Source organism: Pantoea sp. USMM079, assembly GCF_037153115.1.
Taxonomy (GTDB): Bacteria; Pseudomonadota; Gammaproteobacteria; order Enterobacterales; family Enterobacteriaceae; genus Pantoea; species Pantoea communis.
In genome coordinates this window covers 143,732-163,892 of record NZ_JBBCKX010000008.1, presented here as the reverse complement: position 1 = coordinate 163,892, position 20,161 = coordinate 143,732, and the positions used below count along the sequence as shown (strand labels likewise).

The 20,161-nt window shown below is 55.5% G+C and carries 19 protein-coding genes; 5 read left to right on the top strand and 14 right to left on the bottom strand.

All coding sequences use genetic code 11. The annotated features are described in order from the left end of the window. Window positions 1-80 precede the first annotated feature (80 nt). The 7 genes from selB to fdnG form a co-directional block, all read right to left on the bottom strand. On the bottom strand, window positions 81-1,931 hold the full coding sequence (gene selB, locus WFP70_RS13860; protein WP_337023570.1) for a selenocysteine-specific translation elongation factor: 1,851 nt from the start codon (window positions 1,929-1,931) through the stop codon (window positions 81-83). Beyond that, on the bottom strand, window positions 1,928-3,307 hold the full coding sequence (gene selA, locus WFP70_RS13855) for an L-seryl-tRNA(Sec) selenium transferase (protein WP_337023571.1): 1,380 nt from the start codon (window positions 3,305-3,307) through the stop codon (window positions 1,928-1,930). The genes selB and selA overlap by 4 nt, the downstream gene beginning before the upstream one ends. A gap of 13 nt (window positions 3,308-3,320) precedes the next feature. Next, window positions 3,321-3,932 (bottom strand): glutathione S-transferase, encoded by a 612-nt coding sequence (locus tag WFP70_RS13850; protein WP_034827706.1) that lies wholly within the window; start codon window positions 3,930-3,932, stop codon window positions 3,321-3,323. 129 nt (window positions 3,933-4,061) lie between these two features. After that, window positions 4,062-4,988, bottom strand: coding sequence for a formate dehydrogenase accessory protein FdhE (gene fdhE / locus WFP70_RS13845; RefSeq protein WP_034827709.1), 927 nt, complete (start codon window positions 4,986-4,988; stop codon window positions 4,062-4,064). After that, window positions 4,988-5,629, bottom strand: a complete 642-nt coding sequence (gene fdoI / locus WFP70_RS13840; RefSeq protein ID WP_034827952.1) for a formate dehydrogenase cytochrome b556 subunit — start codon at window positions 5,627-5,629, stop codon at window positions 4,988-4,990. Before fdoI ends, fdhE begins: the two co-directional genes overlap by 1 nt. After that, window positions 5,629-6,528 carry a formate dehydrogenase subunit beta gene (gene fdxH, locus WFP70_RS13835; RefSeq protein ID WP_058961125.1) on the bottom strand — a complete coding sequence of 300 codons (900 nt, stop codon included), beginning with the start codon at window positions 6,526-6,528 and terminating at the stop codon, window positions 5,629-5,631. Before fdxH ends, fdoI begins: the two co-directional genes overlap by 1 nt. 10 nt (window positions 6,529-6,538) lie before the next feature. After that, window positions 6,539-9,586, bottom strand: coding sequence for a formate dehydrogenase-N subunit alpha (gene fdnG / locus WFP70_RS13830; RefSeq protein ID WP_337023572.1), 3,048 nt, complete (start codon window positions 9,584-9,586; stop codon window positions 6,539-6,541). Between the two features lie 305 nt (window positions 9,587-9,891). On the opposite strand from fdnG, the gene fdhD reads away from it, so the two are divergent. Next, window positions 9,892-10,674 (top strand): formate dehydrogenase accessory sulfurtransferase FdhD, encoded by a 783-nt coding sequence (gene fdhD / locus WFP70_RS13825; RefSeq protein WP_337023622.1) that lies wholly within the window; start codon window positions 9,892-9,894, stop codon window positions 10,672-10,674. Here fdhD and WFP70_RS13820 read toward each other — a convergent pair. Further along, a complete protein-coding gene (locus WFP70_RS13820) occupies window positions 10,671-11,447 on the bottom strand; it encodes a DeoR/GlpR family DNA-binding transcription regulator (protein ID WP_337023573.1) in 777 nt (258 codons plus the stop codon). The two genes, fdhD and WFP70_RS13820, sit on opposite strands and share 4 nt — an antisense overlap. Before the next feature lie 172 nt (window positions 11,448-11,619). Here WFP70_RS13820 and WFP70_RS13815 point away from each other — a divergent pair, with 172 nt between their 5' ends. Next, window positions 11,620-12,960, top strand: coding sequence for an aspartate aminotransferase family protein (locus WFP70_RS13815; RefSeq protein WP_034827718.1), 1,341 nt, complete (start codon window positions 11,620-11,622; stop codon window positions 12,958-12,960). Window positions 12,961-13,079: 119 nt separating this feature from the next. Here WFP70_RS13815 and alsE read toward each other — a convergent pair whose 3' ends face one another. From alsE to WFP70_RS13795, 4 genes are read right to left on the bottom strand one after another with little or no spacing between them, the layout of a single operon-like run. Then, window positions 13,080-13,760 (bottom strand): D-allulose 6-phosphate 3-epimerase, encoded by a 681-nt coding sequence (gene alsE, locus WFP70_RS13810; RefSeq protein WP_337023574.1) that lies wholly within the window; start codon window positions 13,758-13,760, stop codon window positions 13,080-13,082. Window positions 13,761-13,811: 51 nt separating this feature from the next. Next, entirely contained in the window at window positions 13,812-15,074 is a 1,263-nt protein-coding gene (locus WFP70_RS13805; RefSeq protein ID WP_034827723.1) for a PTS ascorbate transporter subunit IIC, read from the bottom strand. A gap of 29 nt (window positions 15,075-15,103) precedes the next feature. Further along, the gene (locus WFP70_RS13800) at window positions 15,104-15,370 is read right to left on the bottom strand and encodes a PTS sugar transporter subunit IIB (RefSeq protein WP_034827725.1); all 267 of its coding nucleotides are present in this window, start codon (window positions 15,368-15,370) and stop codon (window positions 15,104-15,106) included. Window positions 15,371-15,388: 18 nt separating this feature from the next. Further along, window positions 15,389-15,829: a PTS sugar transporter subunit IIA gene (locus WFP70_RS13795; protein WP_034827726.1), complete on the bottom strand. Its 441-nt coding sequence runs from the start codon at window positions 15,827-15,829 to the stop codon at window positions 15,389-15,391. Window positions 15,830-16,123: 294 nt separating this feature from the next. Here WFP70_RS13795 and WFP70_RS13790 point away from each other — a divergent pair, with 294 nt between their 5' ends. From WFP70_RS13790 to WFP70_RS13780, 3 genes are all read left to right on the top strand, one after another. Further along, the gene (locus WFP70_RS13790; RefSeq protein WP_337023575.1) at window positions 16,124-17,149 is read left to right on the top strand and encodes a LacI family DNA-binding transcriptional regulator; all 1,026 of its coding nucleotides are present in this window, start codon (window positions 16,124-16,126) and stop codon (window positions 17,147-17,149) included. A 187-nt stretch (window positions 17,150-17,336) separates the two neighbouring features. After that, window positions 17,337-17,954 carry a superoxide dismutase [Mn] gene (gene sodA, locus WFP70_RS13785; protein ID WP_034827730.1) on the top strand — a complete coding sequence of 206 codons (618 nt, stop codon included), beginning with the start codon at window positions 17,337-17,339 and terminating at the stop codon, window positions 17,952-17,954. A gap of 191 nt (window positions 17,955-18,145) precedes the next feature. After that, on the top strand, window positions 18,146-19,150 hold the full coding sequence (locus WFP70_RS13780) for a VirK/YbjX family protein (RefSeq protein ID WP_337023576.1): 1,005 nt from the start codon (window positions 18,146-18,148) through the stop codon (window positions 19,148-19,150). Window positions 19,151-19,157: 7 nt separating this feature from the next. Here the strand turns inward: WFP70_RS13780 and WFP70_RS13775 are convergent, their stop codons facing one another. After that, window positions 19,158-19,520: a YibL family ribosome-associated protein gene (locus tag WFP70_RS13775; RefSeq protein ID WP_058961117.1), complete on the bottom strand. Its 363-nt coding sequence runs from the start codon at window positions 19,518-19,520 to the stop codon at window positions 19,158-19,160. 88 nt (window positions 19,521-19,608) lie between these two features. Beyond that, window positions 19,609-20,142: an MltR family transcriptional regulator gene (locus tag WFP70_RS13770; protein WP_034827734.1), complete on the bottom strand. Its 534-nt coding sequence runs from the start codon at window positions 20,140-20,142 to the stop codon at window positions 19,609-19,611. Window positions 20,143-20,161 lie beyond the last annotated feature (19 nt).

Genomic DNA, 20,161 nt, shown 5'->3' with positions numbered 1-20,161 from the left:
ACATCCTGGCACATTTTTGAGCAATGCGGAATCGGCGTTGCAGCGCAGTTACAGCGACAACTGCGAAGCAACGCGAAGGATTAAGCGCTGGTGTCGAACAGGCGGGCATCGCGCAGCAGGTGATCGTTGCCACGACGGCGGGTGAAACCGCTGCGGTCGAAGAATTCCAGAATCTGTACCGCGATTTTACGCCCGGTACCGAGCTGATTGCGGAAATCGGCGGCGCTAGTGCTGCCACCGTTGGCGTCACGCTGGCGAATCAGATCGGCGAAGATCTGGATCTGGTCGCTGCGATAGTAGCGATCGCGCACGATTGCCGTGATATGACCGAGACGCGCGGCGGAGAGCAGCAGGCTGCGAATGGTTTCTTCATCTTGCTGGGTGGCCAGTGCGATGTCGCGTACCCATAGCGGCTGGTCACTGAACAGTGGGCCAACCTGCTGCCACAGCGCTTCTTCCTGGGGATTGAAGCGCGGTTCGAAATCAGGCAAATGCAACCAGCCTTGCCGGTGCTGCAACTGGCCTTGTGAAAGCAGCCGATCGATCAATGCGATAACCTGTTCCGGCGGCTGGTGGGGGAGAGCCACGCGACGCAATCGATCGCGACCAATGCCCGGCACTTCAGGGTGCTGCTGATGAAACGCGGTGAGCGCTTCCAGCAGTCGCTGCTGCCAGTCATTGGCCTGTTCCACAGCCATGATGGCGCTGCCGAGTCGCACGGGCGCCACTTTGTCCAGCAGGTTGTTGAGTGCATCGTCACTCAGCTGGCGTGCCCAACTCAGCTCGGCCATGTCGACGGGTTGCTGTGCCAGGTGCGCCTGCAGACTCTCCTCATCGGCTTCCGCCGCCGCCAGCTGTTGCAGCCAGTCAAGATAATCAGGATGGCGCTTGCCGCGTTTCTTGCTGTTCAGCAGCAGCACCCGTCCGCCACCGAGCGTGAGTTGTGCATTGCTGTCGCGGATAATCAGCCGATCGTTTTCCGCCAGCCACAGCGGCTCGTTGAGCACCAGTTCCGCCAGTTCGCCCGCAATCAGGTTAAGTCGGCCAGTCACATGACTGGCGGCATGGTGAAGATGTACCGGCTGCGAGGGATTTCTTAACGGCTGTAGCAAACGCAGCGCCACGATCAGTCGCTGGGTGCCCGAGGGTTGCGGTTGTGCCAGCAGCCAGTCACCGCGAGCAATCTGGTCTTTCTCCACATCGCCGACGATATTCAGCGCGATACGTTCTCCGGCCTGCGCACGCGTCACTGACTGATTCTGCGCATGCAGCGAACGCACGCGCACCGGCAAATTGAGGCGGCTGAGCCACAAGGTATCGCCTACGTTGACTTCACCCGAAAGAGCAGTGCCGGTGACCACTAATCCGCTGCCTTTGAGGGTAAACGCGCGGTCAATGGCGAGGCGGAAGCGGCGGCCGCTGTCAAAATCCGGCGCGCGCAGTTCACTCAAGTGCTGGCGCAGCGCGTCGATGCCTTGCTGGGTGGTACTGCTGGTGACAAATTGCGGTACTGCCAGCCAGCCCAGTTGCTGCGTCAACTCCGCCACCTGATGCTGCACTTCAGCGATACGGACGGCGTCGACGCGATCCGCTTTGGTCAACGCCACGCTAAGCGGGGGTTGCCCGACCAGGCTTAGCAGTTGCAGATGCTCACGCGTTTGCGGCATCACACCGTCGTCGCACGCTACCACCAGCAGTGCATGATGAATACCGCCGATGCCCGCCAGCATATTGGCGAGGAATTTCTCGTGTCCTGGTACATCGATAAAGCCCACAACGCGGCCATCCGGTTGCGGCCAGTAGGCATAGCCAAGATCGATGGTCATGCCGCGCCGTTTCTCCTCAGGCAGGCGATCGGCATCGACACCGGTTAACGCCTGTAGCAGTGCGGTTTTACCGTGATCGACGTGTCCAGCGGTGGCGATAATCATGTGGTTAAGGTCCGTATCAGCGCCGCTTCATCTTCAAGGCAGCGTAAATCCAGCCACAGTCTTCCTTCCTGGATGCGGCCAATCACCGGTTGTGATAATGCACGCCAGCGTTGCGCCAGTGCATCCAGCGAGCTGCCGTGAGATTCACGTGGGCTAAACGTGATGGCAAAACTCGGTAAGCGCTCAACGGGTAATGAACCGCTGCCGATTTGCGACGAGCAGGCGGCGATATTAAGGGAAAAATCAGCGCCATAGGCATGTTCCAGCGCAGGCATCAGCCGTTCGGCCTGCTGCAAAATCTCGTGTGACGATCGCGTCAACAAGCGCAGCGTGGGCAGCGCTTCGCGCAACGTTTCCGGTTGGCGATAAAGCTGCAAAGTGGCTTCCAGCGCAGACAGCGTCATTTTATCCACGCGCAAAGCACGCTTGAGCGGATGCTGTTGCAGCCGATCGATAAGCGCCTGTTTGCCGACGATAATCCCTGCTTGCGGGCCGCCCAGCAGTTTATCGCCGGAAAAACTCACCAGATCCACACCGGCGGCAATCAGCTGTTGCGGCATCGGCTCGGCGGGCAAATTAAAAGCGGTCATGTCGATGAGCGAACCGCTGCCTAAATCAGTGATCACCGGCAGCTGATGTTGCGCCGCCAACGCCACCAGCTCGGCTTCCGCTACCGCATGGGTGAAGCCCTGAATCTGGTAGTTGCTGGTATGCACCTTCATCAACAAACCGGTGTTGTCGCTGATGCCAGCACGATAATCTTTCAGATGGGTACGATTAGTGGTGCCGACTTCAACCAGCTGGCAGCCCGCCTGGCGCATCACATCGGGGATGCGGAACGCGCCGCCGATTTCGACCAGCTCACCGCGTGAGACAATCACTTCGCGACCTGGCGCCAGTGCTGCCAGCATCAGCAACACGGCGGCGGCATTGTTATTCACGATACAGGCCGCTTCAGCCCCCGTCAGTTCACACAGCAGCGCACTCACCGCACGATCGCGATGGCCACGTGACGCATCATCCAGCGCATATTCCAGCGTGACCGGCTGGCGCAAGCAGGCAGTGACCGCCTCAATCGCGCGCGTGCTTAACTGCGCACGGCCCAGGTTGGTGTGCAGCACCGTGCCGGTGAGATTGAACACCGGACGCAGCGCGCTTTGTTGCTGCTGTTGCGCGCGGCGCTGCGCTTCCTCTGGCCAGTTAAGATGCCAGCCGGGTAAAGTTTGATGCTGTTGAATATGCGTGCGTGCTTCTTGCTGCATGGCGCGCAGCTGGCGGGTGGTAAACGCGGTGCCCGTCTGCAGCAGCAGCGGCTGCATCGCGGGATCGCGCAGCAGGCTGTCGATAGCAGGCAGTTGTGAATACAGTGTTTTCATCGGGTGGCTTAGCTTAGCTGGAAGGCGGAACGGTGCGGGCAAAACTCTCCCGCGCAAACAACGTATCGGCCAGCTTGATCAATGCCGGGCGGTTCACGCACCAGTTAGGCAGCACCCGGCGGAAGTTGAGATAACCAATCATGCAGCCAGTGGCGATGTCGGCCAGATTGAGCGTACCGCTGTTCAAGAGTTCACCCTGGGCCGCCGCCGTTTCCAGCGCATCCAACCCACGCAAAATTTTCTCGCGATTACGCATTAGCACTTCTTCGGATTGTTGATCGCCGGGGCGCATCTGTTCGCGCACAATCATCACGGCGGCATCGTTGATGCCATCGGCGAGCTTTTCCAGCTGACGTACCTGCAGAGCGAGCAGGGCGTCATCCGGCAACAGAGCAGGGGCGTCACCGCGTAGCTCAATGACCTGGGCGATAATCGAAGAATCAAACCAGGTGAGATGGTTATCGTCTACCAGTGCAGGCACTTTGCCCAGCGGGTTATAGTGCGGCACGTGGCTGTCTTCCACCCAAGGCGACTGGTTAACAAATTCGAACACCAGGCCTTTTTCCAACAGGATCACTGAAATTTTGCGGACAAAAGGGCTGGTGTAGCTGCCAATCAGTTTCATCAGGTGTTTCCTTTGCGACAGAGATAGGTACACAAATTGTAGCGGCGCGATTTATTACACGTTGTTGTCTGGCTCAAAAACAGCGCGATAAATCGTGCCGCGACAGTTCGTAGGAAAGCGGCAATTTGCTCAATCCCCAGGAAACATAAATGGATTCAGGCTGCTGCGCGCAAAGCCTTCCTGCTCCATACGCGCATCCAGCACCAGTGAGGCCAGGTCATCGGCCACCGGTTCCACCGCCGGATCCTTCTCCTGATACAACATCTTCAGATAGGTGCCGCAGTCACCACAGCTTTCGGCTTTCACTGCGGCTCTTTCGCTGTCGAGTGACCAATAGTGCAGGTCGCGCGTTTGCTCGCAGTTGGAGCACTTACTGCGCACCACATACCATTCACTTTCACACAGATTACAGTGTAGATAACGCAGCCCCTGCTGGCCCACATCCATATGCACCACGCTGGTCACCGGCACGCTGGCGCACACCGGGCAGAACTGGCGATGCTCGCCGTATTCTGCGCGGGCTTTGCCTGGGATCAGCGCTGCCATCTGCGCCCAATAGATCGAAAGCGCTGCCCAAATAAACGGGGCTTTATCGCTGCTGACCTGCGCAAAATCACCCTCCAGTAGCGCACTGGCCAGGCCTTCCAGCTCGGAAGAGGAGGCTTTTTCCAGGTTCTCCAGCACCGCCAATGCCTGGCCGCTCATCTCGGGCTTCAGCTCGGCAATCAGCGAATGCAGCAGACGCTGCCAGTGGGCATCGCGGGGATAGGTGTGAATATCGAGCGGCGGCTTGCCCTGTTCGGCGCTTTCGGCCAAACGCTGGCGCAAATCGAGTTGCAGCGGATGATCGTACAGCACGATGTCTTGCGCCTGCGCGATCACGGCAGCAAAGCGCAGATAATCGCCCAGCGGATTCTTCGCTGCCAGCTCACGTAAACGCGCTGCACGGCGGCTGTACAGATTTTTCAGCCGAGGGAAAAGCAACGGCGGAACCTGTTCCGCCGTGTTTTTTTCGCCTTTCTCCAGCTGGTCCTGCGGGATAATGCGAATACTCATCAGGGACGTTTTTCCTGTTGTGTTTGGCGTTGGCGCTGCTCACGATACCAGCGTGGATGATGTTTCTTTGCCCACGCGGCCGGCACCCAGCCCTCAACCATGGCGGTAATGGTACCTTTGACCCACAGGGCCGCATAAATGTGCACCATAATCACCACGATCAATGCCACAGCTGAGACCGAATGCACCACCAAAGCGGCGCGAATCAGCGGAATCGCAAAGGCGCCTGCAAAGTAAGGACGCCAGATAACCACTCCGCTCGCCAGCAGCAAGACTAAGCTGATGATAGCAGCCCAGAACACACACTTCTGCCCGAAGTTGTATTTGCCGGTATCACCCACCTCTTCATTGCGTACGATCTTATTGATGTTTTTCGCCCAGATCAGGTCTTCGCGATTGATCAGATTCTGTTTCCAGTAGCGCAAAAACATGATCAGAAAAGCAGCAAACATCACCACGCCGACAAAGGGATGCAGGATGCGCGCCAGTTGTGGCGTGCCCAAAACGTGCATCAGCCAGTTAAAGGAGGGAAAGAAGAAACCCAGCCCGCTCAGGGCTGCCAGAACAAAACAGAACGCCACAATCCAGTGATTGATGCGTTCCGGTGCGCTGTATCGCACCAGACGATCGCGCTTTTTCATCATTCGCGCTCCTCTTTTTCGTGCAGGTTCTCGTCCTCATCCTCTTCCACCCGGTTCGGCCCGACGCCGACATAGTGGAATACCGAGGCAGCGAAGGTGGCGGCGAAACCGATGGCCGCCAGCGGTTTCCAGATACCTTTCCAGAAGGTGACCGCCGGACTGATGCTCGGGTTTTCTGGCAAACCGTGATACAGCTGCGGTTTATCAGCATGATGCAGCACGTACATGACATGCGTGCCGCCGACGCCTTCCGGATCGTACAAGCCCGCATTCTCATAGCCGCGCGTATTCAGCTCCGCCACGCGTTCTGCCGCCAGCGCCTGCATATCGGTTTTGCTACCAAAATGGATGGCGCCGGTCGGGCAGGTTTTCACGCACGCCGGTTCCTGGCCAACATTGACACGATCGACGCACAGCGTGCATTTATACACGCGGTTGTCGTCTTTATTCAGGCGCGGCACGTCGAACGGACAGCCGGCAATGCAGTAGCCGCAGCCAATGCACTGCTCGGACTGAAAATCGACGATGCCGTTGGCGTACTGAATAATCGCACCTTCGGACGGACAGGCTTTCAGGCAGCCGGGATCGGCGCAGTGCATGCACCCATCCTTGCGGATAAGCCACTCTAACTTGCCATTCTCCTCCACTTCTGAGAAGCGCATCACCGTCCAGGATTTGGCGGTCAGATCCGCTGGGTTGTCATACACCCCAACGTTATGCCCAACCTCATCGCGGATGTCGTTCCACTCTGAACACGCCACCTGGCAGGCTTTGCAACCGATGCAGGTGGTGACGTCGATCAGCTTCGCCACCTCCTGCTGATGATTCCGCGCCTGCGGAGCAGGCGTGAAACCATTGGTGGCGGAGCGGCGGATAATGTCTTGAGATTGATAAGCCATCTACGTTCTCCTACACCTTCTCAACGTTAACCAGGAACGCCTTAAACTCGGGCGTTTGCGTGTTGGCATCACCGACAAACGGCGTCAGGGTATTGGCGATAAAGCCTTTCTTCGCAATGCCCTGATAGCCCCAGTGAATCGGAATGCCGACGGTATCGACGGTTTTGCCATCCACATCAAGTGGGCGCAGGCGTTTGGTGACCACCGCTTTGGCTTTGATGTAACCGCGATTGGAGCTCACTTTCACCGTATCGCCCTGCACGATGCCCAGCTTGTTGGCCAGCTTCTCACCAATCTCCACAAACTGCTCCGGCTGCGCGATGGCATTGAGTAACGCGTGTTTGGTCCAGTAGTGGAAATGCTCGGTGAGACGATACGTGGTGCCGACATACGGGAACTGCTCGGCTTTACCCATCGCCGCCAGATCGTCTTTGAACACGCGTGCTGCCGGGTTCGAAATGACGTTCGGATGCAGTGGATTCGTGCCGAGTGGCGTTTCAAACGGCTCGTAGTGTTCCGGGAACGGACCTTCAGCCATTTTGTCGAGCGCGAACAGGCGGCCCATGCCTTCTGGCTGCATGATAAACGGCCCCACATTGCTACCCGGTGCGGCGGCGCTGTAATCCGGAATATCCATGCCGCCCCATTTACTGCCATCCCACTTGAGGATTTGCCGTTTCGGATCCCACGGATTGCCCTGCGGATCGGCCGATGCGCGGTTGTAGAGGATGCGACGGTTGAGCGGCCATGCCCAACTCCAGTTCAGCGTATTGCCCAATCCACTCGGATCGGTGTTATCACGCCGCGCCATCTGGTTGCCATCTGGCGTCCAGCTGCCCGCAAAAATCCAGCAGCCGCTGCTGGTGCTGCCGTCATCTTTCAACTGCGCAAAGCTGCTGAGCTGCTGGCCTTTTTTCACCAGCAACGTGCCTTTATCATCGAACACATCTGCCAGCGCTTTGCCGTTGCTCTCCATAGCCACTTCTTCCGACGCCGGGTTATCAGGCGTCTGGTAGTTCCAGGTCATGTTCAGCACCTGCTCTGGCAAGGCACCGCCTTCGCTGGCGTACATTTTGCGCAGACGGCTGTAAATGCCGGAGAGGATTTCGCCATCGTTCAGCGCTTCGCCCGGCGCATCCTGACCTTTGAAGTGCCACTGCAGCCAGCGTCCGGAGTTGACGATGGAGCCATTCTCTTCCGCGAAGCAGGTGGAGGGCAGGCGGAACACTTCAGTCTGAATCTTCGCCGGATCGACATCGTTAAACTCACCGTGGTTTTGCCAGAAGGTCGAGGTTTCGGTGTTGAGCGGGTCGATGGTCACCAGGAACTTAAGTTTCGACAGCGAATCGATCACTTTGCGTTTGTTTGGGAACGAGGCCACCGGGTTAAAGCCCTGGCAAAGATAGCCATTCACTTTGCCCTGCGACATCATCTCGAAATACTGCAAGACGTCGTAGCCTTTGTCCCACTTCGGCAGCCAGTCGAAGCCCCAGCTGTTCTCGGCCTGCGCTTTGTCGCCAAAGAAGGCTTTCATCATGCTGACAAAGAATTTCGGGTAGTTACCCCAGTAGTTCACCTGGCCGGGTAGCGTCGGTTTCGGCGTGTTGGCCGCGAGGTAGGTTTGCAGATCGGTCTGTTTCTCCGAAGGCAGCGTCATGTAACCTGGCAAACTTTGCGACAGCAGGCCAAGATCGGTGAGCCCCTGAATATTGGAGTGACCGCGCAATGCATTCACACCGCCGCCGGCCATGCCCATGTTGCCGAGCAGCAACTGGATCATCGCCATAGTGCGGATGTTTTGCGCACCGACAGAATGCTGTGTCCAGCCGAGCGCATACAGGAATGAGGTGGTGCGATCGCGCGCGCTGGTCTCACCGATCAGCTCGCAGACGTGCAGGAAGTCCTCTTTCGGCGTGCCGCAGATGCGTGACACCATTTCTGGCGTGTAGCGGCTGACGTGCTGTTTCAGCAGATTCCACACACAGCGTGGATGTTGCAGGCTGTCATCACGTTTGGCAAAGCCGTCATCGCCCAGTTCATAGTTCCAGCTGGTTTTATCGTATTTGCGATTTTCGTCGTCGTAGCCGCTGAACAGGCCCTCATCAAAATGATAATCCTCGCGCACAATCAGGCTGGCATTGGTGTACGCCTGCACATATTCATGCTGGATTTTGTCATTTTGCAGCAGCCACAGCAGCACGCCCGACAGGAAAGCAATGTCGGTGCCGGAACGAATCGGCGTGTAAAAGTCTGCCACCGATGCCGTACGCGTGAAGCGCGGATCGATAACAATCAATTTGGCTTTGTTGTGAATCTTGGCTTCCATCGCCCAGCGGAATCCCACAGGATGCGCTTCAGCGGCGTTGCCACCCATCACAACGATCAGATTGGCATTACGGATGTCGACCCAGTGGTTGGTCATCGCACCGCGACCAAATGTTGGAGCAAGACTTGCTACCGTTGGTCCGTGTCAAACGCGTGCCTGGTTGTCGACCGCTAACATGCCGAGCGATCGGGTAAATTTTTGGGTTAAATAGCCAGTTTCATTGCTGGATGCGGATGCACACAGCATGCCTGATGAGAGCCAGCGGTTGACGGTGACGCCTGCGGCGTTCTGCGCGATAAAGTTGGCGTCGCGATCCGCTTTCAGCAGTTTCGCGATACGGTCAAAGGCATCGTCCCAGCTGATGCGCTGCCATTTATCGGAGCCTGGCGCGCGGTATTCGGGGTAGTGCAGGCGGCTTTCACTGTGGACAAAATCCAGCAGGCCAGCGCCTTTCGGACACAATGCGCCACGGCTCACCGGATGGTCTGGATCGCCTTCAATGTGGAAAATGGTCTCTTTGGCGTTTTTCGCGCCGTCACCGAGGCTATACATTAATAAGCCACAGCCCACTGAGCAGTAAGTGCAGGTGTTGCGGGTTTCGCGGGCACGCAGCAGCTTGTACTGTCGCGTTTCCGCCAGCGCCACCTCTGGCGTAAAGCCGAGGAGTGCTGCCGATGTCCCTGCCATACCGCCAGCACAGATTTTGAAGAATTTTCTTCGGCTGACGTTCATGAATAATCCTTGAGTCGACATTGCTACAATTTGCCTGCGTCGTTCAAATGGTCGCGATATGACCTTCACCCATTCGTTTCTGTCGCTTACGGGTGTAAGCTCCCGGTTTGAAGGGGCTTGCTGCCTTGCCACCATCCGAATGACGGGCAAAAATTTTTTTGTGATGCGTTGGGCCGAGATTCACAATGACCCAACTAACAGTGTGAGAATAGCAGTAGAATAATACCACTGCTTTAATAGGGTTGTTGTCCGAGGCGAGCAAAGTGAAAGTCAAAGCACAGGAAAGTCATCAGAGTGTGATTGAGATCTCAGGCGCAGTGCAGGCGCCGGTACGTCAGCGGCGTGATATCCGCACGTCTGAAACCGACTGGCTGGCACAAGAGGTGCCGATCGCGCTGGTGTATAACGGCATTTCCCATGTGGTGATGATGGCCACGCCCAACGATCTTGAGGCGTTTGCGCTCGGTTTCTCACTCTCAGAAGGCATTATTGAGAAGCCTGATGAGATTTTCGGCATGGATGTGGTGCCCGGCTGCAACGGTATTGAAGTGCAGATCGAACTCTCCAGCCGCCGCTTTATGGCGCTAAAAGAGCAGCGCCGTGCCATGGCGGGCAGAACCGGCTGTGGCGTGTGCGGCGTGGAACAACTCGACCAGATTGGTAAACCGCTGCAACCGTTGCCGTTTACCCAAACCTTCGATCTGGCAAACCTCGATAGCGGGCTGGCGCAACTGCGCAATTACCAACCCATCGGCAATCTCACCGGATGCACGCACGCGGCGGCATGGATGTCGCCGCAGGGGGAATTGCTCGGTGGCTGCGAAGACGTGGGCCGCCATGTGGCGCTGGATAAACTGCTGGGGCATCGCAGCCAGCAGCCGTGGCAACAGGGTGCAGTGTTAGTCTCCAGCCGCGCCAGTTATGAGATGGTGCAGAAATCAGCGATGTGCGGCGTGGAGATATTATTTGCGGTATCTGCGGCGACCCAACTTGCCGTTGAGGTCGCCGAGCGTTGTCATTTAACGCTGATAGGGTTTAGTAAACCGGGACGCGCTACGGTGTATAGCCATCCACAGCGCCTGATTTAAACCACCTGTACCTGTGGCAGCGCCTGTTGGAGCGCGGCTAATGCGCCTGGTTTGGCGGAGCCGCTGTCGCAAATCAGCAAATCCACGTCTCCAATCGGCGCATATACCGTGCGACTGATCACCCCTAGCTTGCTGTGATCCGCCAGTAAAAAGGTGCGCGAAGCCTGCTGCACCATGGCACGGGCAATCGCCGCTTCGTGTGGATGGAAACTGCTGGCGCCGTTTTTAGCATCAATGCCAACCGGTGACAGCAGGGCAACGTCGGCGTGATAGCGGTAAATCTCGCTGACCGTGATTTCGCCGCGCGTCTGCTGTGCACCTGCCATCATCATCCCACCGAGCAAAATCACCTGATTATTCAGCGTTTCATGTTCTTCGGCGGCGCTTAGCGCCAGTGCAGCCTGCAAACTGTTAGTGATAATGGTTAAGCCGGCCATGCTGCGTAGCTGCTCCGCCAGCATGGTGGTGGTGGTGCCGGCATCCAGAAACAGCGTCTGGCCCGGCTGCAAGTGCTGTGCGGCCGCCACGGCAATCGCACGTTTCTCTTTGGCTTGAGCACTGCGGCGCACTTGCAGCGGTGCTTCCGGCTGGCTATCTACCGCGACTAAACCGCCGTGCACCCGTCGTGCTAAACCCTGCGCTTCCAGCTCAATAATGTCTCGCCGTGCCGTTTCCCGTGAAATACCCAGCTCATTGATAATGCGCTCGGTGCTGACCTGATGCTGCGTGGTCAGCAGGGCTCGAATGCGGTGTAAGCGGGTTTCCTGCAGCATGACTTTTCCCTGTAGCGTAATAATCTGAGCCTAAGCTTACCTGAGTGTCATTACGGCGTCATGTGTATTTGGTTGTATTTGTGTATTTGGTTGCATTTCTCGTTAAAGCAGGCATGATGGTGACAACGGTCACACATCATGCACCCCTTTCACCTTCGCAACGGGAGTTACCATGGCTACACGTTCCACCATCATGGACACCAACAGTTTTCGTGCTGAGCACGCCGACGGTCTGGATGCAGCAACCCGCCAGCTGACGGACAAGCGCAGCAAAGTGTTGGGCGAGTCGTATCGCCTGTTTTATCGTAAGCCGGTGCATCTGGTACGCGGTGAAGGGCAGTATCTATGGGATGCTGCAGGTAACAAATATCTCGATGTGTACAACAACGTGGCCAGTATTGGCCACTGCCATCCGGCGGTGATCGAAGCGGTAAACCAGCAGATGAAGATGCTGAATACCCACACCCGTTATCTGCACGAACGCATTCTCGATTACACCGAAGAGCTGCTGGCAACCACGCCAGACGCCATCGACCGTGCTATGTATATGTGCACCGGGTCGGAAGCTAACGATTTGGCGATCCGCGTGGCGCGTGCTTTCAGCGGCGGCACGGGCATTATCGTGTCGCAGGAGGCCTATCACGGCACCAGCGATCTCACGTCTGGCGTCTCCCCGGCACTGGGCAGCGGTCAGCCACTGGCGGCCACCACGCGTTTGGTTTCGCCACCCGATGCTTACCGCGTCAACGCACCGGATCTCGGCGAATGGTTTGCCAACGAAATTCAGAAACAGATCGATGACATGAAAGCACACGGCATTAAATTTGCTGGCTTCCTCGCGGATTCGATCTTCTCTTCCGATGGTGTGTTACCGAATCCACGCGGCTTCCTGCAGAAAGCGGTGGATGTGGTGCACGCTAATGGCGGTATCTTCATTGCGGATGAAGTGCAGCCTGGCTTTGGTCGTACTGGCGATGCGTTCTGGGGCTTTGCCCGTCACGGCGTGGTGCCGGATGTGGTGACCACTGGTAAGCCGATGGGTAACGGCATTCCGGTTTCCGGCCTGCTGGCAAAGAGTGATGTGCTGGCGGCGTTTAGTGACGATATCCCTTACTTCAACACCTTTGGCGGTAACCCGGTTGCTATGGCGGCGGCGCAGGCGGTCCTGACGGTGATTAAAGAAGAGGGCTTGCAAGAGCACAGTCGCGTGGTGGGTGCCAAACTGCTCGCCGAGTTGCAGAAGTTAATGGATCGCCATGAAAGCATTGGCGATGTGCGCGGAGCGGGGCTGTTTATCGGCTTCGAACTGGTGCAGGACCGCACCAGCAAAACGCCGGATAAAGCGCTGGCGCTGGATCTCACCGAGAAGCTGCGCGATCACCATGTGCTGACGTCGGTGGCCGGGCCGTACGGCAACGTACTGAAGCTGCGTCCACCATTGGCGTTCCAGGAATCGGATATTGATTGGCTGGTGGGTGCGCTGGATAAGTCACTGACCGAGCTGGGTCGGTAAAAGGCTAAGGTTGCCCCAAAGCAGTATCAGGAAGATGAAGCGGGTCGCCATTCCTGGCGACCCGGCTGAGAATCTGCACGTTTCACTCAATGTGCACGTGGATGCGCACCTGGAAAGGATTACGCGGCTGCCGTTTCCTGGGCAAAAATACTTTCCATCTTCTGCCACGCCTGCGCCACATCGTCATCCAGATTGAACAAACCTGACGTGCCAACGATAAACACATCCACACCAGAAGCCGCAATCTGCTTAAAGGTGCGCGCATTGCAGGAACCATCAATCTCGGTCAGATAGTGATAACCGTGCTCTTCGCGCATGGCAATCAGCCGGCGAATCTTGTTCAGCGTTTCCGGAATAAATTTCTGCCCCGCAAAGCCAGGATCCACCGACATCACCGTAACCTTATCCAGCAGATGTGCATACTCACGAATGCTCTCGGCAGGTGTCGCCGGGTTTAATACCACGCCGCAGCGACGGCCCGCTTCTTTGATTTGAGTCAGCAGGCGGAATATTTTGTTATTCGCGGTTTCGGGATGGAAGCTAATAATATCCGCCCCCGCTTCAATGCACATCGGAATAATATCTTCCGGGTGATTGACCATTAAATGCACATCAATTGGCACATCGGTAATTTTACGCAGGTTCTCAATAAAGAACGGCGATAACGTAATATTTTTAACGTAGCTGCCATCCATAATATCGACATGATAAAAAGCCGCAGTAGTATTCATCGCTTCGATCTGTTCACGAAAGCGGGTGAGATCCATACACATTAATGACGGTGAAAATTGAGCGTTCATTGTTTTTTTCCTCATTACATAAACAGCGCCCGCAGGCGCTGTGTTATGACATCAATGGAAGAACGAAATAATGTGGCCGAGTACGATGCCGACAATACCGAAGTCCGCGTCGCCGAAGGTGGTCGAGGCAAAGCCCAGGTCGCCCATCAGCGGCAGCAGAATCGCTGGCAGGAAGGAGATCAGCAGCCCTTGTACAAAGGAGCCGACCACCGCGCCACGACGTCCACCCGTGATGTTGCCGTATACACCCGCGGTGGCACCGCAGAAGAAGTGGGGCACCAGACCAGGAACAATCACGCTCAGACCAAACAATGGGCACAGGAACATGCTGATCAGACCGGCGGAGAAACTGCACAGGAAGCCGATGATCACGGCATTCGGCGCGAACGGGAACACGGTTGGGCAGTCCAGCGCCGGTTTGGCGTTCGGTACTAACTTATCTGCGATGCCTTTAAAGGCCGGCACGATCTCGGCAATCACCATACGCACACCGGCGAGGATGATATAAACGCCCGCCGCAAAGGTGATGGACTGAATAATCGCGAACACGATGAAGTTCTGACCGCCGCTCACCTGGCTTTCGGTGAACTCTTTACCCGCCACCAACACCAGCGCGATAAACAGAATCATCATGGTCAGCGAAATCGCGACCGAGGAATCACGCAGGAAGTTGAGGGTTTTCGGCACCTTCAACTCTTCGGTGGATGGACTGCCTTTGCCCACTGCTTTACCGACCAGCGCAGACAGCAGATAACCGGTTGAGCCGAAGTGGCCGAGCGCCAGATCGTCCGAATTGGTGATTTTACGTGTGAACGGCTGCAGAATCGCCGGGCACACCACCATCATGGTGCCGAGAATCAGTGAACCGATTAGCACCAGCCAGAAGCCATGTACGCCGCCGACGGAAAGAATCACCGCCAGCATCGCCGACATATACAGCGTGTGATGACCGGTCAGGAAGATGTACTTCAGCGGGGTGATACGCGCCAGCAGGATGTTCACCAGCATACCGAACACCATGATCATCGCGGTTTCAGTACCGTAACTCTTCTGCGCCAGCGCGGCCATTGCATCAGTATTTGGAACGACACCCTGAATATTAAACGAGTGCTCAAACAGCTGGCTGAAAATGGTCAGTGTTGCCGCAATCAGGTTGGCCCCTGCAATAAGAATCACAAAGCCCATGATGGTTTTCAGCGTGCCGGAAATCACATCCGACACCGGTTTCTTTTGCAGTAATAAACCAATCAGGGAAAAAAGGCCGACAAGTATTGCGGGTGTTCCGAGAACATCCTTGATGATAAATTGCAGCATAATTACTCCATGTGAGTAAAATCGGGCTATTACAGATTTTCCGCCAGGATTTCTTTAATTTTGGCGTTATCTAATAAATTCGTCAGACCAAATACCTGCGCGCTATGCCCGGATAACTGATCGGCAATATCTTTGGCGCTGATAATGAGATCGGCCTGTTCAGATTTCGCCGTGGTTAAATCGGTATGGCCCACTTCGGCCTCTTTCCCTAATTCCGCCACAATTTTTTTCACGTTCATTTCCACAATAAAGCTGCTGCCTAAACCATTACCGCACACAATCAGGACTTTTTTCATAATAGGATTCTCTGGTGGTTAATTTGTAATAACAGCTTCAATCGCTGGTAGGGTTGCCGCCGTCAGCAACTGCTGCAGGCGAGATTCGTCACTGAATACTTCGGCTAACGCTGTGATCATCTGGATATGATCGTCGCCAGAAACGGCGCACAGCATAATCACCACATGCACCGGATCGTTTTCATCCGCTGCAAAGCTCACACCGTTCTTCACATGCAGCAACGACAAGCCATTCTTACGCGCGCCCTGTTCCGGACGGGCATGCGGCATCGCCAGGCCGGGTGCCAGTACGTAGTAAGGTCCCAGTTCGGCATGCGAAGTAAAGATGGCATCGAGGTAAGCCGGGGTGATCGCCCCTTCGGCCAGCAGCGGCTCAGCGGATAAACGTACCGCGTCCTGCCAGTCGCTGACCTGTTCTACGATGCGAATATGTTGCGGTGTCAGCCATTGAGTGAGCATCAGTAATTCCTGGTTATTCGTCGATGGAGTGCACTTTAGGTGATTTTCTCAGCGCTTTTCTGTGATGTTTGTCGCAAAAGTTAGCGCTAACACGGATGTTGTTAAAAACTGTGTTATCGCTAATATTTTTGTGCAGTCCGTTTGTCATCGTTGCAAGCACCTGACATGCTCCGAGAATCTGAAAATCCTCAGCAGGTGAGGCGTGCCCGAATCTGTGGTGATTAACGTGGCACGTTGACGCATTTGGTTTTAAGCTGCGTGCGGGCATTTGTAGCGAGTCAGTTAGGAGAAGGCATGGCAGAAAAAAAACGGCGCGGTACCGGCAAAAGCACACTGGCCGATGTTGCCCGTTTGGTCGGCGTGAGCACCATGACGGCATCACGTGCGTTGCGCATGCCGGAGAAAGTCTCACCTGAAATTCGCGCCAAAATTGATGCGGCCGTCGCCGAACTGGCTTACGTGCCCAATATCCAGGCGCGTAATCTGGCGTCGGCATCGTCGAAGCTAGTCACCATGGTGGTGCCTTCGTTCGCCACGCCGGGCAGCGCGATTGTGTCGGAAGCGCTGCAGGAGATCCTGCGTCCGCAGGGCTACAACATGATGCTGGCGGAAGCCAACCACTCGGCGGCGGAAGAGAGCGAATTAATTGAGATGTTGCTCTCGTACAATCCGGCGGCGATGGTGCATTTCAACTTCGACAATGCCGCTGAAGCTCATCGTTTGCTGAGTAATTCCGGCCTGCCGGTGATGGATATCGGCGGGGTACATCAGGAATCTGCGGGTATTAGCATTGGTGTCGATTACGCTAAAGCGATTCGCCAGCTGGTGCAGAGTTTGGTGGAACGTGGCTATCGCCATCTCGGCTTGTTGTGTACGCAAACCAATACCACGATTTTCCGCCAACTGCTGAATGGCTGGCACAGTGGCATGCTGGCATCAAATCAGGCGCCGCACCGCGTGGTGACCTCGCCGAAAATGCCGACCTTTGCCGCGGGACATAGCCTGCTGGCGGAGATCCGGCTGACCTGGCCGGAACTGGATGTGCTGATTTGTACCAGCGATGAAGTGGCCTGTGGTGCCATCATGGCTTGCCACGCCGCAGGCATCTCCATTCCCAGCCAGCTGGCGATTGCCAGCATCGGTGGCGGCCCATTGGCAGCAGTCTGCTCACCGCCGCTCACCAGCGTTGTCCTGCCTTATGAAGAGATGGGGCGCACGGCGGGCAAGCGCTTACTCTCCGCATTGAAAGGCGATGAACCACCTGCCATCAACGAACTGCCGGTACAGCTCAAGCTGCGTGCCAGCACCCACAAGATGTAATCCTGCGGCATCGCGTGCATGAGATGTGACTCTGCGTGCGGTGCTTTTCCCAGATTCATCAAATCCTTATCATTACTAAGGCATTGATAACCCTTTTACCGATCATGATTTTAACTATAATGATCCGACTGCTTACGCGGCACCCTGCTAAGGTGATGCTGCAAAACACTAAATGGAGAGGAAGAACATGAGTTATTCACTGCCATCCCTGCCTTACGCGTACGACGCACTGGAACCACACTTCGACAAGCAGACGATGGAAATCCATCACTCTAAACACCACCAGGCTTACGTTAACAACGCGAATGCAGCGCTGGAAGGTACCGAATTCGCTAACCTGCCGGTTGAAGAATTGATCGCTAAACTGGATCAGCTGCCAGCAGATAAAAAAGGTCCACTGCGTAACAACGCAGGCGGCCACGCTAACCACAGCTTCTTCTGGAAAGGCCTGAAACTGGGCACCAGCCTGCAAGGCGAACTGAAAGCCGCTATCGAAAAAGATTTCGGCAGCGTTGAAGCTTTCCAGGCTGAGTTCGAGAAAGCCGCTACCACCCGTTTCGGTTCAGGCTGGGCGTGGCTGGTGAAAAAGGGCGATAAACTGGCTGTGGTTTCAACCGCTAACCAGGATAGCCCGCTGATGGGTGAAGCCATCTCTGGCGCATCCGGTGAGCCAATCATTGGTCTGGATGTGTGGGAACACGCTTACTACCTGAAGTATCAGAACAAACGTCCTGACTACATCAAAGCGTTCTGGAACGTGGTGAACTGGGATGAAGCGGCTGCGCGTTTCGCTGCTGCTAAGTAAGTTCAGGCGATAGCCAACGCACAGAACCGGTGAAGCTGCTTCACCGGTTTTTTTCTTTACGAAAGCTAAACACTTCTTAAACCACTTCGAGATTACCTCTGCTGACAATACCGTTACGTTCGTTATTAACCTGCCGTTGATAATTTGGGGCATACAGTAGCCGCAGTTGATCACACGAAAGTAAAATAACTATGTCTACTATCACTACCCCTGTGGCGAATAAAGATTCGTCGGCATCCCTGTTTTTGCCGTTAATTAGCGGAAAAGTCAGACCTGATAAGTTATGGAATAGCAGTATGTTCCGCTTTAAATTTGCTTTAAGGTCTTTAATCTTTCCTGTTACAACATTTAATTACCTTAACGCATTAGCGAAACTGCCGTTTCTGCCGCAACTGTTGAAAATGCAGGGATTGCTGCCGGCTAAACCGCATCGCCCTTACCTCCGCGCAGGCTTTAGCGTGGCACAACGTGCGCAGGCGCTGCTTGACCATTACACGTTGATGGATCAACTGGATAATGCCAAACTGCGCCAGTTACTGCTGAGTCCGGTATTAAATGTGATTGCCACTTTTAACGGAAAAAATGATGAGGTGTTTGCTATTAATTGTTGCCCGGGACATTTTGACCGTGAAGGTGAAATAACCCTGACACTGCATTATCAAACCATGAATATTGCCTCGCTCTCTTTTTCCATTATTCAGGAAAAGGGCAAGCGCACATTATTGATTGGTGGATTGCAGGGGCCGCGCAAACACATCTCAAATGATGTTATTCGCGATGCAACCAAAGCCGCACATGGCGTATTCCCGAAACGTCTGTTAATGGAAGCGGTATTTATTCTGGCGCAACAATGTGGCGTGCAAGCGATTTGCGCAGTAGGAGATACCACGCATGTGTTCCGCAGCATGCGTTATCGCCACAGTAAAGGTGATAAGTTCTTTGCCAGCTACAGCGAGTTCTGGCTGTCACTGGGCGGTGAAGCCCGTGCCGACGACCTGTTTACGTTGCCGCTGCAGATGGAAAGGAAAGCACTGGAAGAGATCGCCAGTAAGAAACGTGCGGAGTATCGTCGTCGCTATGCACTGTTGGATGCGTTAAACACCCAGGTATTGCTGGCAGCAGGGGGTGAACCCGTGGCAGGGGTTGAAGCAGTGCAGGAACAGAGCGTGGAACGCGACGTATCACACGCCGCGTAATCGGGTATCAGAACGGCTGCTTCGCGTAGCCGGTCATCACCTTCAGCCCCATCTCACGTCCCAGCGCGGTCATTGGATGCACCACCACCAGGCCGCGCACGCTCTTCTTAAATGCGCCCATGTTGGCTTGTTCTTTCCTGGTGATCTCACGGCTGAAACCCAGCTTCTGCAGCTGTTGCGCTTCTTTACTCAGTTTCTCATCGCGAACACTGCGCAGACGTTCAATTTCCTGCACCAGCTTCTCTTTTTCACGCAGCAGCTCGCCGAGTTTTTCGGCATCGCCAGATTCCAGCAGCTGGGGTTCTTTGCGATTCAATGCGTCCAGTTGATCACTGAGCAGTTTGATCTCGGCTTTTTCTTGTTCTTTCATCAGGGGAAACTCGTTAAGGAAAACAGGCAAAGGATACATCAAAACGGGGCGATTTTGCAGCGGAGCGGATTCGACCGCGACAGAGCCCCTAAACGGCCGGCTTCTTGAAGGCTTGCTTGTGGGAGATGCGCGATATCAGCTCGGTGAGCGACAGCACCATGGTGGATCGCACCATCTGCAGATAGCGCTGCTGCTGCATACTGCGTAATGCTTCGTCATCCCGGGTGAAGTCAGGTTGTGGCGGCCACGCTACAACACAGTGCAGTTCACCAAATGGCCCCAAAATCTCATCGTCAGTAAAGCGGTAGTCGCTGGTGTCGTGATTGAGTTCTTCACGCAGCGCCAGCAGCAGCTCACAATCTTCATATTCATGGCGATTAATCACGCCCAAACCGTAAATCAGTTTCAAACGCACCGATAGCTCGCCCAGCGGACCGTCACCGAGCAGCAGCGGTTCAACCGCGTACTTTACGGCATAATCGTCTTTACGGAAAACCTGCAACACAAGCAGGTTGACCGCTTCAGCCAATAGCTCAACGGCGGCGATCAGGAAGCTTCTCACCGATCGACCGGCGTTCAGGCGCTCAAGCACCCGGTTTTCAAAAGCTTGCTTCTCTTCCATTATTGCCTGCATCGTTCCG

Bases quoted from the DNA above. Each gene is read 5' to 3' on its own strand.
- alsE (WP_337023574.1), bottom strand. From the start codon at position 13,760: ATGAACGCTCAATTTTCACCGTCATTAATGTGTATGGATCTCACCCGC.
- WFP70_RS13815 (WP_034827718.1), top strand. From the start codon at position 11,620: ATGGCTACACGTTCCACCATCATGGACACCAACAGTTTTCGTGCTGAG.
- WFP70_RS13850 (WP_034827706.1), bottom strand. From the start codon at position 3,932: ATGAAACTGATTGGCAGCTACACCAGCCCTTTTGTCCGCAAAATTTCA.
- WFP70_RS13770 (WP_034827734.1), bottom strand. From the start codon at position 20,142: ATGGAAGAGAAGCAAGCTTTTGAAAACCGGGTGCTTGAGCGCCTGAAC.
- WFP70_RS13800 (WP_034827725.1), bottom strand. From the start codon at position 15,370: ATGAAAAAAGTCCTGATTGTGTGCGGTAATGGTTTAGGCAGCAGCTTT.
- WFP70_RS13795 (WP_034827726.1), bottom strand. From the start codon at position 15,829: ATGCTCACTCAATGGCTGACACCGCAACATATTCGCATCGTAGAACAG.
- WFP70_RS13820 (WP_337023573.1), bottom strand. From the start codon at position 11,447: ATGCTGCAGGAAACCCGCTTACACCGCATTCGAGCCCTGCTGACCACG.
- WFP70_RS13775 (WP_058961117.1), bottom strand. From the start codon at position 19,520: ATGAAAGAACAAGAAAAAGCCGAGATCAAACTGCTCAGTGATCAACTG.
- selA (WP_337023571.1), bottom strand. From the start codon at position 3,307: ATGAAAACACTGTATTCACAACTGCCTGCTATCGACAGCCTGCTGCGC.
- fdhE (WP_034827709.1), bottom strand. From the start codon at position 4,988: ATGAGTATTCGCATTATCCCGCAGGACCAGCTGGAGAAAGGCGAAAAA.
- sodA (WP_034827730.1), top strand. From the start codon at position 17,337: ATGAGTTATTCACTGCCATCCCTGCCTTACGCGTACGACGCACTGGAA.
- WFP70_RS13805 (WP_034827723.1), bottom strand. From the start codon at position 15,074: ATGCTGCAATTTATCATCAAGGATGTTCTCGGAACACCCGCAATACTT.
- fdxH (WP_058961125.1), bottom strand. From the start codon at position 6,528: ATGGCTTATCAATCTCAAGACATTATCCGCCGCTCCGCCACCAATGGT.
- fdoI (WP_034827952.1), bottom strand. From the start codon at position 5,629: ATGAAAAAGCGCGATCGTCTGGTGCGATACAGCGCACCGGAACGCATC.
- WFP70_RS13790 (WP_337023575.1), top strand. From the start codon at position 16,124: ATGGCAGAAAAAAAACGGCGCGGTACCGGCAAAAGCACACTGGCCGAT.
- WFP70_RS13780 (WP_337023576.1), top strand. From the start codon at position 18,146: ATGTCTACTATCACTACCCCTGTGGCGAATAAAGATTCGTCGGCATCC.
- selB (WP_337023570.1), bottom strand. From the start codon at position 1,931: ATGATTATCGCCACCGCTGGACACGTCGATCACGGTAAAACCGCACTG.